The following is a 13,283-nucleotide window of genomic DNA, read 5'->3' on the forward strand; positions in this document are numbered from 1 at the left end:
TTATTCATCCGTTACTTGGGTTTCAGCAGTCTCCTGCTCTACCCCTTGCCATTGCTGATGACGGCTGCGGTGATAAGTCAAACCGGTACCGGCAGGAATCAGGCGACCGACGATGACATTCTCTTTCAGACCGCGCAGTTCGTCTTGTTTGCCCATGATGGCAGCTTCGGTCAACACACGGGTGGTTTCTTGGAACGATGCGGCAGAAATGAAGCTGTCGGTGGACAGGGAGGCTTTGGTAATACCCAGCAATATGTTTTCGTAACGTGCCGGCTCTTTGCCTTCTTCCAAAGCTTTTTCATTGGCCGCCATCATATCGCCGCGTTCGACCTGCTCTCCGGTAATAAACCCGGTTTCGCCGGCATCCGCAATGTTCACACGGCGCAACATTTGACGGATGATGACTTCGATGTGTTTATCGGAAATCTTCACACCTTGCAGGCGGTAAACCTCTTGCACCTCTTGGACAATGTAGCGTGCCAGTGCTTCGATACCTTGCAGACGCAGAATATCGTGCGGATCGACCGCGCCGTCCACAATGGTTTCGCCTCGGTTTACCACTTGACCGTCATGTACCAGAATTTGTTTCTCTTTGGAAATCAAAGTCTCGTATGCTACACCGTCCACGTCAGTGATAATCAGACGTTGTTTGCCTTTGGTCTCCTTACCGAAGGAAACGGTACCGGTAATTTCCGCCAGCATACCGGCATCTTTCGGCACGCGTGCTTCAAACAGCTCGGCAACGCGCGGCAGACCGCCGGTAATGTCGCGGGTTTTGGAAGAGGCTTGCGGAATACGCGCCAATACGTCGCCTTTACCGATTTCCTGACCTTCGCGTACGGTAATCACCGCACCAACGGGGAATGCCATCGAAACCGGAGTGGACGTACCGGGAATACAGATTTCCACGCCGTTTTCGTCCAAGAGTTTCACAGTCGGACGCAGCAGTTTGGAAGCACTAGAGGAACGGCGTTTACCGTCAATCACTACCAAAGCGGACAAACCGGTTACATCATCGGTTTGTTTTGCAACGGTAACGCCCTCTTCCATGTTCTCGAATTTCACCATACCTGCATGTTCGGTAATCATCGGACGGGTATGCGGATCCCAAGTTGCCAAGGTTTGACCGGCTTTAATGGCCATACCGTCTTGTACCAGCAGGATGGCACCGTAAGGTACTTTGTGGCGTTCGCGTTCACGGCCGATGTCATCGTGAATCACGACTTCGCAAGAACGGCCGATGACAACCAACTCGCCTTTGTTGTTGGCAACATAACGCATTTGGCTGCTGAAACGTGCCGTACCGTTGGATTTGGCTTCGACTTGGCTGGCTGCTGCCGCACGGGATGCCGCACCACCGATGTGGAACGTACGCATGGTCAACTGGGTACCCGGTTCACCAATAGACTGAGCCGCAATCACGCCGACTGCCTCGCCGGCATTGACCAGTTTGCCGCGCGCCAAGTCGCGGCCGTAACAGTGCGCGCACAGACCGTGGCGGGTTTTACAAGTAATCGGAGTACGGACTTTGACTTCATCGACACCGGATTGGTCAATCATATCCACCAGTTTTTCAGTCAACAACGTACCGGCTTCAACCAAAGTCTCGCCGCTTGACGGATCGACAACGTCAGACGCGGTAACACGACCCAAAATACGATCGCGCAATGCTTCAATCACATCACCGCCTTGTACCACTGCCTTCATGACAAAGCCGTCTGAAGTACCGCAATCGTCTTCAACAACGACCAAGTCTTGAGTTACATCCACCAGACGACGGGTCAGGTAACCGGAGTTCGCGGTTTTCAACGCGGTATCCGCCAAACCCTTACGCGCACCGTGGGTCGCAATAAAGTATTGCAATACGGTCAGACCTTCGCGGAAGTTTGAGGTAATCGGCGTTTCAATAATCGATCCGTCAGGTTTCGCCATCAAACCGCGCATACCGGACAACTGTTTAATCTGAGCCGCAGAACCACGGGCACCGGAGTCCGCCATCATATAAATGGAGTTGAATGACTCTTGATCGACTTCGTTGCCGTCACGGTCGATAACTTTTTGTTTGGACAGGTTGTCCATCATCGCTTTAGCAATCTTATCGCCGGCACGACCCCAAATATCGACCACTTTGTTGTAGCGTTCGCCGTTGGTAACCAAACCTTGACGGTATTGGTCTTCGATTTCTTTAACTTCGGCATTGGCTTCAGCCAGCAAGGCCGCTTTTTCTTTTGGAATTTCCATATCGTCAACGGCAATGGAAATACCGCCTTTTGCCGCAAATCCGAAACCGGTGTACATCAGGTGGTCGGCGAAGATAACCGTATCGCGCAAGCCGCACAGGCGGAACGATGCGTTAATCAGCTTGGAAATTTCTTTTTTCTTCAACGCTTTGTTGACATATTCAAACGGCAGGCCTTTCGGCAGGATTTCGCTCAACAATGCACGGCCGACGGTTGTTTCGTAACGGTTAACGACAGGCTCAAACTCACCTGCTTCGTTTTTCACCCATTCGCGCAGACGTACGGTGATTTTTGTACCCAGCTCGACCTGTTTGGTATGGTATGCACGATGCACTTCTTTCACATCGGCAAACAGGCTGCCCTCGCCTTTGGCATTGATACGGTCGCGGGTCATGTAGTACAGACCCAATACGATGTCTTGGGAAGGTACGATAATCGGTTCGCCGTTGGCAGGAGACAATACGTTGTTTGAAGCCAGCATCAGCGTGCGTGCTTCCATTTGCGCTTCCAAGCTCAATGGAACGTGTACTGCCATTTGGTCACCGTCAAAGTCGGCATTAAATGCGGCACACACCAATGGGTGCAACTGAATCGCTTTACCTTCGATCAGAATAGGCTCGAACGCTTGAATACCCAAACGGTGCAGGGTCGGCGCACGGTTCAACATAATCGGATGTTCGCGGATGACTTCTTCCAAGATATCCCATACTTCAGGTACTTCTTGTTCTACCAATTTTTTCGCAGCTTTAACGGTAGACGCCAAACCTTGTTTTTCCAATTTGTGGAAAATAAATGGTTTGAACAGTTCCAACGCCATTTTTTTCGGCAAACCGCATTGGTGCAGACGCAGGTATGGGCCTACGGTAATCACGGAACGGCCGGAGTAGTCCACACGTTTGCCCAACAGGTTTTGACGGAAGCGGCCGCCTTTACCTTTAATCATATCTGCCAACGATTTCAGCGGACGTTTGTTGGCTCCGGTCATGGCTTTACCGCGACGGCCGTTATCCAACAGCGAGTCAACCGCTTCTTGCAACATACGTTTTTCGTTGCGGACGATGATGTCAGGCGCATGCAGTTCCAGCAGGCGTTTCAGACGGTTGTTGCGGTTGATGACGCGGCGGTACAAATCGTTCAAATCGGAAGTGGCAAAACGGCCGCCGTCCAACGGAACCAACGGACGCAAATCAGGCGGCAATACCGGCAGCACATCCATAATCATCCACTCCAGCTTCATACCGGAACGATGGAAGGCTTCCAATACTTTCAAGCGTTTAGCGATTTTTTTGATTTTGGTGTCAGAACCGGTCGATTCAAGCTCTTGGCGCAGGATTTCGATTTCGCCTGCTACATCCAAGGTTCGCAACAATTCGCGGATACCTTCCGCACCCATTTTGGCATCGAAGTCGTCGCCGTATTCGTCCAGTTTGTTGTAGTAATCGTCTTCAGTCAGCAATTGACGACGTTGCAACGGAGTCATGCCGGGATCGGTCACCACGAATGCTTCAAAGTACAATACGCGTTCGATATCACGCAACGTCATGTTCAATACCATACCCAAGCGGGAAGGCAGGGATTTCAAGAACCAAATATGGGCAACGGGTGCAGCCAATTCGATATGGCCCATGCGTTCGCGGCGCACTTTGGACAGGGTAACTTCTACGCCACATTTTTCACAGGTTACGCCTTTAAATTTCAATCGTTTGTATTTTCCGCACAAGCATTCGTAGTCTTTGACCGGGCCAAAGATTTTGGCGCAGAACAAGCCGTCGCGCTCGGGTTTGAACGTACGGTAGTTGATGGTTTCAGGTTTTTTAACTTCGCCATAAGACCATGAGCGGATGGTTTCGGGAGAGGCAATACCGATTTTGATGGCATCAAACTCTTCTTCCATACCTGCGGTTTGCAACGGATTAAATAAGTTCAACAAATTCATTTCTGCTCCTTGAAGGAAATATTTTTACCGCGTGGCGGATTTTCGATATGGATAAAGGTACAGTGCTTTCAGACGGCATTTCGTTTTTAAACATTGTCGGGCTGCCCCGCATACCTGCAGAACAGCTCCCCTTATGCCGTCTGAAACCCGTATCAGTAGCGTTCCAAATCGATATCCAAACCCAGTGAGCGAATCTCTTTGACCAATACGTTGAAGGACTCGGGCATACCGGCATCGATTTTGTGTTCGCCTTTGACGATGTTTTCGTACATTTTGGTACGGCCGTTCACGTCGTCAGACTTCACAGTCAGCATCTCTTGCAGCGTGTATGCCGCGCCGTATGCTTCCAATGCCCAAACCTCCATCTCACCGAAACGTTGGCCGCCAAACTGAGCTTTACCGCCCAGAGGTTGTTGAGTAACCAGACTGTACGGGCCGGTAGAACGCGCGTGCATTTTTTCGTCAACCAAGTGGTGCAGTTTCAGATAGTGCATCACACCGACTGTAACCTTGCGGTCAAATGCTTCGCCTGAACGGCCGTCATACAGCGTGATTTGAGTTTTACTGTCGTTGAAGCCCAGTTTCTCAACCTCAGGATCTTCGCTTGGGTAAGCCAAGTTCAACATTTCGCGGATTTCAGACTCTTTCGCACCGTCGAATACAGGAGAGGCGAAAGATGCACCTTTACGCAGATTGGAAGCCAATTCGATGATTTCTTCATCAGTCAGGCTGTCCAAATCTTCTTTCTTACCGCTGCCGTTGTAGAGTTTGTTCAAGAACTCGCGCAGCTCGCCGGCTTTGCGTCGCTCTTTCAGCATACGGTCGATGCGCTCGCCGATACCTTTTGCCGCCCAACCCAAGTGAACTTCCAAAATCTGACCGATGTTCATACGGGAAGGTACGCCCAACGGGTTCAGTACGATGTCCACAGGACGGCCGTCCGCCATGTACGGCATGTCTTCCACAGGCAGAATGCGAGATACCACACCTTTATTACCGTGGCGGCCCGCCATTTTGTCACCGGCTTGCAGACGGCGTTTGATGGCGATAAAGACTTTCACCATTTTTTGTACGCCGGGTTGCAGCTCGTCGCCTTGGGTCAGTTTTTTCTTCTTGATCTCATACAACTCATCCGCTTCTTCGCGTTTTTGTTGCAGGCTCAATTTAATCAGTTCCAACTGCTTGGCCAAATCTTCATCGGTCAAACGGATATCGAACCAATCGTGCCTGCTCGGCAGACCCGCCAGATATTCGGTCGTGATTTCGCTGCCTTTGGCCAGCTTCATCGGGCCGCCGTTGGCTTTCTGACCGACAATCATACGCTCGATACGGTCGAATGCGTCGTTGTCGAAAATACGCAATTGGTCGTTCAAATCCAAACGGTAGCGTTTCAATTCGGAATCGATAATGGATTGGGCGCGTTTGTCGCGTTGGATGCCTTCGCGGGTAAAGACTTGAACGTCGATAACCGTACCGCTCATACCGGTAGGCATACGCAATGAAGTATCTTTTACGTCAGACGCTTTTTCGCCGAAGATGGCGCGCAGCAGTTTTTCTTCCGGCGTCAGCTGGGTTTCGCCTTTAGGCGTTACCTTGCCTACCAACACATCGCCGGCTTCTACTTCCGCACCGATGTAAACGATACCGGATTCGTCCAAACGGTTTTGCATACGCTCGGACAAGTTCGGAATATCGCGGGTAATGTCTTCCGCACCCAGCTTGGTATCGCGGGCAACGACATTCAATTCCTCAATGTGAATCGAAGTATAGCGGTCGTCCGCAGCCACTTTTTCGGAAATCAGAATCGAGTCTTCGTAGTTGTAACCGTTCCACGGCATGAAGGCGATGGTCATATTTTGACCCAAAGCCAATTCGCCCAAATCGGTGGACGCGCCGTCGGCCACCAAATCGCCGCGTTGCAAAACATCGCCTGCTTTGACAGCCGGACGTTGGTTGATGTTGGTAGATTGATTGGAACGGGTGAATTTAACCAAATTGTAAATATCGACACCCACTTCGCCGGCAGTCGCTTCGTCGTCATGGACACGGATCACAACGCGGTTGGCATCGACATACTCGACCACGCCGCCTCGGCGGGCAACGATTGCAGTAGCAGAGTCAACGGCAACGGAACGCTCGATACCGGTACCGACCATCGGTTTTTCAGGACGCAGACAAGGCACTGCCTGACGTTGCATGTTGGCACCCATCAATGCGCGGTTCGCGTCATCGTGTTCCAAGAACGGAATCAGGGATGCCGCAACGGATACCACCTGACCGGTTGCCACGTCCATATATTGGACGCGGTCGGGCGTTGCCATAATGGTTTCGCCTTTTTCACGACAGGTAACCAAATCGCCAATCAGATTGCCGTCTGAATCCAAATCGGCATTCGCCTGTGCAATCACATAGCGGCCTTCTTCGATGGCAGACAAGTAATCAATTTCCTCGGTTACTTTGCCGTCAATAACGCGGCGGTAAGGCGTTTCCAAGAAACCGTAATCATTGGTGCGCGCGTAAACAGACAATGAGTTGATCAAACCGATGTTCGGACCTTCAGGCGTTTCAATAGGACATACACGTCCATAGTGGGTCGGATGCACGTCCCGCACTTCGAAGCCGGCACGTTCGCGGGTCAAACCGCCCGGGCCCAATGCAGATACACGGCGTTTATGGGTTACTTCAGACAAGGGATTGGTCTGATCCATAAACTGACTCAATTGGCTGGAGCCGAAGAATTCTTTGATGGCGGCAGAAACGGGTTTCGCATTAATCAAGTCGTGCGGCATCAAGTTTTCTGATTCCGCCTGATTCAAACGTTCTTTTACGGCACGTTCCACACGAGCCAAACCGCTGCGGAATTGGTTTTCAGTCAGCTCGCCTACCGACCGTACTCGACGGTTGCCCAAGTGATCGATATCGTCCACTTCGCCATGGCCGTTACGCAACTCGACCAAAGTCGCAATCGAGGCGACAATATCTTCGACGCTCAGGACATAACCGCCTTTGTCGGCAGCACCGGCAAACGTCTCGTTCAACAGGCGGCCGTACCAAGAGTTTTGTTGGGCTTCGGACAGTTTTTGTTCGTATGTGCGCGTATTAAATTTCATACGGCCTACGCGGGACAAATCGTAGCTGTCTTCACTGAAGAACAAGCGGTTAAACAATTGCTCGACCGCCTCTTCGGTGGGCGGTTCGCCCGGACGCATCATACGGTAAATCGCAACACGCGCCGCCTGCCGGCCGGCAGTCTCATCCGTGCGCAAGGTATTGGAAATATAAGCACCCTGATCCAACTCATTGATGTAAAGGGTCGTAATTTCTTTTACGCCGTTAATATCAAATTTGGCCAACAACTCTTCTGTAATTTCATCATTGGCAGAAGCCAATACCTCGCCGGTTTCCGAATCAATCAAATCGGCAGCCAATGCTTTGCCCAGCAGGCTTTCCTGTTCTACATCCAAACGGGTCAGGCCTGCATTGGTAATATCACGGATATTTTTCGCAGTAATGCGCTTACCTTTGGCAACCAATACATTGCCTTCTTTATCCAAGATATCGACCTTGGCAGTTTCGCCTTTCAGACGGCCTGCGACCAAATCGGTTTGAACACCGTTTGAAGACAAATAAAACGTTTCTTTGTCGTAGAAAATATCCAAGATTTGCTCATTGTTGTAGCCCAAAGCCTTCAACAAAATCGTTACCGGCATTTTACGGCGGCGGTCGATACGGAAATACAGCAAATCTTTCGGATCAAATTCAAAATCCAACCATGAACCACGGTAGGGAATGATGCGGGCGGAGAATAACAATTTGCCGGAAGAGTGTGTCTTACCTTTGTCATGCTCGAAGAACACACCGGGCGAACGGTGCAACTGGGAAACAATCACACGCTCTGTGCCGTTAATCACAAAAGAACCGCTCGGGGTCATCAACGGAATTTCGCCCATATACACTTCGTTTTCACGAACTTCTTTTACCGTCGGTTTAGACGCTTCCTTATCCAAAATCACCAAACGGATACGCGCGCGCAGAGGGGCAGCATAAGTGATTCCGCGCAATTGACATTCAGGGATATCGAACAAAGGCTCGCCCAGCGTGTAATATACAAACTCCAGACGAGCATAACCGTTGTGGCTCACAATCGGGAAAATAGAATTAAATGCCGCTTGCAGACCGTCATCGGTACGTTTGTCAAAAGCATTTTCCAGCTGCAAAAATTTCGCATAAGAATCAATTTGGGTTGCCAGTAGAAAAGGAACTTCCAAAACATTTTCCCGCTTTGCAAAACTCTTACGGATACGTTTTTTCTCGGTAAACGAATAGTTCATACACACTCCGAAAAGTAATTTTCAATAATAGGCCGTCTGAAAACAACGGTACGCATCAATCTGATATTTACATTTATTTGCAATGATTTGATAAAAACTATGCAAATAAATGTAAACAATACTTAATGCTTATTTTAAGAAGCAAAATAAGGCTGGCAGAAAACTGCCAGCCTTCATAAGAAGCATCAAATTATTTGATTTCGACTTTAGCGCCTGCTGCTTCCAGTTGTTTTTGGATGTCTTCGGCTTCAGCTTTAGAAACACCCTCTTTAATGGTTTTAGGTGCGCCGTCAACGATGTCTTTAGCTTCTTTCAGACCCAAACCAGTAATTGCACGGACAACTTTAATCACGCCGACTTTTTGATCGCCGGCAGAAGCCAAAACGACATCAAATTCGGTTTTTTCTTCAGCATCGGCAGCACCGGCACCAGCAGGACCTGCAACTGCAACAGCAGCAGCAGAAACACCGAATTTTTCTTCAAAAGCTTTAACCAGGTCATTCAATTCCATTACGGTCAAAGAACCAACTGCTTCCAAAATGTCTTCTTTAGTAATAGCCATGCTATTTTACTCCAAATATTGTATTAAAAAATAATTGATTAACAGAAACAAAATCGATTAAGCAGCTTCTTCGCCGGCTTTTTTCTCTGCCAAAGCAGCCAAACCGCGCGCAAAGCCCGATACAGGAGCTTGCATAACGAACAACAGTTTGGACAACAGCTCTTCGCGGCTCGGAATAGAAGCCAACTCAGCAACCTGAGCAGCATTCATTACTTCGCCATTGTAAGAACCGGCTTTAACGACAATTTTGTCATCTTTTTTCGCGAATTGGTGCAACACTTTAGCAGCAGCAACAGCATCTTCAGAAGCAGCGTAAACCAACGGACCAACCATTTGATCGGCCAATTCTACAAATGAAGTACCTTGCACTGCGCGACGAGCCAGAGTATTTTTCAGAACGCGCAAATAAACGCCTTCTTTACGTGCATTCGCACGAAGCTCAGTCATACTGGAAACACTGATACCGCGATATTCAGCGACTACGAGGGTTTGAGCATTAGCAATTGCCGCGCTAATTTCCTCGACCGCCACTTTCTTGGTTTCAATATTGAGACTCAAGGTCTACCTCCCACTGTTTATAAACAGGATACCAAAACGATATCCCACCAGCGCGGTAACCTAAAAAGACATCTTACAAGCAATCTTGCAATGTGTTTCAGGACTACCGTCTGCGTAGGGCAGTTACGATTAAATCTTACGATCCCTACGGTCTTGGACATCTACTTAATTTTAAGTAGCCCAAATTCAAGCAACTCAAAAACAGAGTTGCTTGAAAATTTCTTAGATTAGTTATTCACGCTTGATGTATCAACGCGAACACCTAAACCCATAGTGCTGGATACAGCAACTTTTTTCAGGTACTGACCTTTAGCAGCAGCAGGTTTGGCTTTAACGATAGCGTCCAGCAACGCATCAAAGTTCTCTTTCAAATCAGCTTCAGCGAATGAAGCACGACCAATCGTTGCATGAACAATACCTGCCTTGTCGGTACGGTACTGCACTTGACCTGCTTTTGCATTTTTTACCGCTTCGGCAACATTAGGGGTAACCGTACCTATTTTAGGGTTTGGCATCAGACCACGAGGACCCAAGATGGTACCCAATTGACCAACGATACGCATTGCATCAGGAGAAGCAATAACAACATCAAAGTTCAGATTGCCTGCTTTGATTTCAGCAGCCAAATCTTCGAAACCGACGACATCCGCACCAGCCTCTTTAGCAGCTTCTGCATTTACACCTTGAGTAAATACAGCCACACGGGTTGTCTTACCAGTACCTTTAGGCAGAACGACTGAACCACGGATAACTTGGTCAGATTTACGAGAATCAACGCCCAAGTTGAAAGATACGTCAACAGATTCGTCAAATTTAGCGGTAGCAGCTTTTTTAACCAAGGCAATTGCTTCGTCGATTGCGTACAGTTTGTTAGCTTCAACAGAAGAGCGAAGAACTTTCAAGCGTTTAGATACTTTAGCCATTATACAACACCCTCCACGTCCAAGCCCATTGAGCGAGCAGAACCTGCTATAGTACGAACAGCCGCATCCAAGTCAGCAGCAGTCAAATCAGGCTCTTTAGTTTTAGCAATTTCTTCCAACTGGGCACGGGTCAATTTACCTACCTTGTTTGTCAGAGGATTAGAACTACCTTTTTGCAAACCGGCGGCTTTTTTCAACAGAATAGAAGCCGGAGGAGTTTTCATCACAAATGTGAATGATTTATCTGCAAATGCAGTAATCACAACCGGAATTGGCAAACCAGATTCCATACCTTGGGTTGCAGCATTAAATGCTTTACAGAATTCCATGATATTCAAACCACGTTGACCCAAAGCAGGACCAACTGGGGGGGATGGATTGGCTTTGCCTGCAGGAATTTGCAGTTTAATATAGCCGATAATTTTCTTTGCCACTTAACGGACTCCTAAAAACGGGTAAGACGCGGAACCATTTCCGCTCCCCAAGTTAGTTTTTGATTCTATCCTCTTATTGCTTTTTTTTCAAGTATAAAAATCAGTTAATCTTCTCAACCTGGCTGAACTCCAGCTCAACGGGTGTTTCTCTACCAAATATCTGAACAGACACGCGTAACTTATTCCGTTCATAATTGACCTCCTCAACCACCCCGTTAAAATCCGCAAACGGTCCTTCATTTACACGAACCTGTTGACCGACCTCAAATTCAACTTTTGGTTTCGGCTTCTCTATGCCGGTCTGAACCTGCTGTAAAATAATTTCAGCCTCTCTCTGACTAATCGGCGTGGGTCTATTAGCCCTCCCTCCAATAAAACCAGAAACACGGGGAGTGCTTTTTACAAGATGCCAAGAGTCATCTGTCATTTCCATCTCAACTAACACATAACCAGGATATGACTTTCTTTCACTAATAGTCTTACGACCATTGCGGATATCAACAACTTTCTCTACAGGCACCAGAATTTGTCCGAAATAATCTCCCATCTCCTCACGGGCAATTCGCTCTTCCAATATTCGTTGGACATTCTTCTCAAACCCCGAATACGCCTGTACAACATACCATTTTTTCGACATCTCAACCTTCCCTTCTCAGCAATACATCAAAAAATAACCACGAAATTGCTGTATCTGCCGCATAGATAAATATAGAAAGCACAGCAACAAACACTATAACAAATACAGTCATTCTGACGGCATCTTCACGCTTAGGCCAAACCACCTTTTTGAATTCGGACCAAGAATTTGAGAAATATGCAAAAAAACCCTCCTTACCGGAATTAGATGCAGATTCTTTATCTTGAACAACCAGTTGATTCACTTTAACATTCTTTTTTTCAGGCGTATGTTCTGTCATATTATTTATCCATCATAGCATCTGTCTATTCTCAATCCATGTAAATGGCAAGAGAGTTTACTAAATAACAAATACAAAAAAATTAACCGGCACAAGGCCGGTTAATTTTTTATTTGGCAGGCCAAGAGGGTCTCGAACCCCCAACCCTCGGTTTTGGAGACCGATACTCTACCAATTGAGCTATTGGCCTCTAAACTTAAGCGATAACAGAAGAAACCACGCCGGCACCCACGGTACGGCCGCCTTCGCGAATCGCAAAGCGCAGACCTTCTTCCATAGCGATAGGCGCAATCAGTTCTACAGTAATGGTTACGTTCTCACCCGGCATTACCATTTCCACACCTTTTTCCAAAGTAACCGCGCCGGTTACGTCAGTGGTACGGAAGTAGAATTGGGGACGGTAGTTGGCGAAAAACGGGGTATGGCGGCCGCCCTCTTCTTTGCTCAATACGTACACTTCTGCTTTGAACTTGGTGTGAGGAGTGATAGTACCCGGTTTGGCCAATACCTGACCGCGTTCTACGTCTTCACGTTTGGTACCGCGCAGCAATACGCCTACGTTGTCGCCCGCCTGACCTTCGTCCAGCAGTTTGCGGAACATTTCAACGCCGGTACAGGTGGTTTTTTGGGTTTCTTTCAGACCGACGATTTCAATCTCGTCACCAACGTGGATGATACCTCGCTCTACACGGCCGGTGACTACGGTACCGCGGCCGGAAATGGAGAACACGTCTTCGATAGGCAGCAGGAATGGTTTGTCCACGGCACGCTCGGGAGTCGGGATGTAGCTGTCCAATGCGGTAGCCAGTTCGAAGATTTTTTCTTCGTAAGCGGCATCGCCTTCCAAGGCTTTCAGTGCGGAACCTTGTACGATCGGGCAGTCGTCGCCGGGGAAGTCGTAGCTGGACAGCAGGTCGCGGATTTCCATTTCAACCAGTTCCAACAGCTCGGCATCGTCGACCATGTCGCATTTGTTCATGAACACGATGATGTAAGGTACGCCTACTTGACGGGCCAGCAGGATGTGTTCGCGGGTTTGCGGCATAGGGCCGTCGGCAGCAGAACATACCAGGATTGCACCGTCCATTTGTGCGGCGCCGGTAATCATGTTTTTAACGTAGTCGGCGTGACCCGGACAGTCTACGTGTGCGTAGTGGCGGGTTTCGGTTTCGTATTCTACGTGCGAGGTGTTAATGGTAATACCGCGTGCTTTTTCTTCGGGTGCGTTGTCGATTTGGTCGTAAGCTTTTGCAGCGCCGCCGAATTTTTTAGCTAAAATAGTAGTCAAAGCGGCAGTCAGGGTGGTTTTACCATGGTCAACGTGACCGATGGTGCCAACGTTTACGTGCGGTTTGCTACGTTCGAATTTTTCCTTAGCCATG

10 protein-coding genes and 1 tRNA gene are annotated in these 13,283 nt (G+C 48.6%); 1 reads left to right on the forward strand and 10 read right to left on the reverse strand.

The window, feature by feature from the left end:
* A complete protein-coding gene (gene rpoC / locus DFR77_RS01930; RefSeq protein WP_003690305.1) occupies nucleotides 1–4,176 on the reverse strand; it encodes a DNA-directed RNA polymerase subunit beta' in 4,176 nt (1,391 codons plus the stop codon).
* A 47-nt stretch (nucleotides 4,177–4,223) separates the two neighbouring features.
* Between rpoC and DFR77_RS13235 the strand changes: the two genes are divergently transcribed.
* Nucleotides 4,224–4,364 carry a hypothetical protein gene (locus DFR77_RS13235; RefSeq protein ID WP_020996737.1) on the forward strand — a complete coding sequence of 47 codons (141 nt, stop codon included), beginning with the start codon at nucleotides 4,224–4,226 and terminating at the stop codon, nucleotides 4,362–4,364.
* Here the strand turns inward: DFR77_RS13235 and rpoB are convergent.
* From rpoB to tuf, 9 genes are all read right to left on the reverse strand, one after another.
* Nucleotides 4,329–8,507 carry a DNA-directed RNA polymerase subunit beta gene (rpoB, locus tag DFR77_RS01935; RefSeq protein WP_003690105.1) on the reverse strand — a complete coding sequence of 1,393 codons (4,179 nt, stop codon included), beginning with the start codon at nucleotides 8,505–8,507 and terminating at the stop codon, nucleotides 4,329–4,331. The genes DFR77_RS13235 and rpoB overlap by 36 nt on opposite strands.
* Nucleotides 8,508–8,697: 190 nt before the next feature.
* A complete protein-coding gene (gene rplL / locus DFR77_RS01940) occupies nucleotides 8,698–9,069 on the reverse strand; it encodes a 50S ribosomal protein L7/L12 (protein ID WP_003690106.1) in 372 nt (123 codons plus the stop codon).
* A gap of 57 nt (nucleotides 9,070–9,126) precedes the next feature.
* Entirely contained in the window at nucleotides 9,127–9,627 is a 501-nt protein-coding gene (rplJ, locus tag DFR77_RS01945) for a 50S ribosomal protein L10 (RefSeq protein ID WP_003694346.1), read from the reverse strand.
* Nucleotides 9,628–9,854: 227 nt separating this feature from the next.
* Nucleotides 9,855–10,550, reverse strand: a complete 696-nt coding sequence (gene rplA, locus DFR77_RS01955; RefSeq protein WP_003690110.1) for a 50S ribosomal protein L1 — start codon at nucleotides 10,548–10,550, stop codon at nucleotides 9,855–9,857.
* The gene (gene rplK, locus DFR77_RS01960; RefSeq protein WP_003690112.1) at nucleotides 10,550–10,984 is read right to left on the reverse strand and encodes a 50S ribosomal protein L11; all 435 of its coding nucleotides are present in this window, start codon (nucleotides 10,982–10,984) and stop codon (nucleotides 10,550–10,552) included. Before rplK ends, rplA begins: the two co-directional genes overlap by 1 nt.
* A 100-nt stretch (nucleotides 10,985–11,084) precedes the next feature.
* The gene (gene nusG / locus DFR77_RS01965) at nucleotides 11,085–11,621 is read right to left on the reverse strand and encodes a transcription termination/antitermination protein NusG (RefSeq protein ID WP_002215369.1); all 537 of its coding nucleotides are present in this window, start codon (nucleotides 11,619–11,621) and stop codon (nucleotides 11,085–11,087) included.
* 1 nt (nucleotide 11,622) lies between these two features.
* Nucleotides 11,623–11,901 carry a preprotein translocase subunit SecE gene (gene secE, locus DFR77_RS01970; RefSeq protein WP_003690113.1) on the reverse strand — a complete coding sequence of 93 codons (279 nt, stop codon included), beginning with the start codon at nucleotides 11,899–11,901 and terminating at the stop codon, nucleotides 11,623–11,625.
* Between the two features lie 114 nt (nucleotides 11,902–12,015).
* Nucleotides 12,016–12,091, reverse strand: a tRNA-Trp gene (locus DFR77_RS01975).
* 6 nt (nucleotides 12,092–12,097) lie between these two features.
* Complete coding sequence (gene tuf / locus DFR77_RS01980) at nucleotides 12,098–13,282, reverse strand: elongation factor Tu (protein WP_003690212.1); 1,185 nt, start codon at nucleotides 13,280–13,282, stop codon at nucleotides 12,098–12,100.
* Nucleotide 13,283 lies beyond the last annotated feature (1 nt).

Origin of the sequence: Neisseria gonorrhoeae, from assembly GCF_003315235.1 — a bacterium.
Classification (GTDB): domain Bacteria; phylum Pseudomonadota; class Gammaproteobacteria; order Burkholderiales; family Neisseriaceae; genus Neisseria; species Neisseria gonorrhoeae.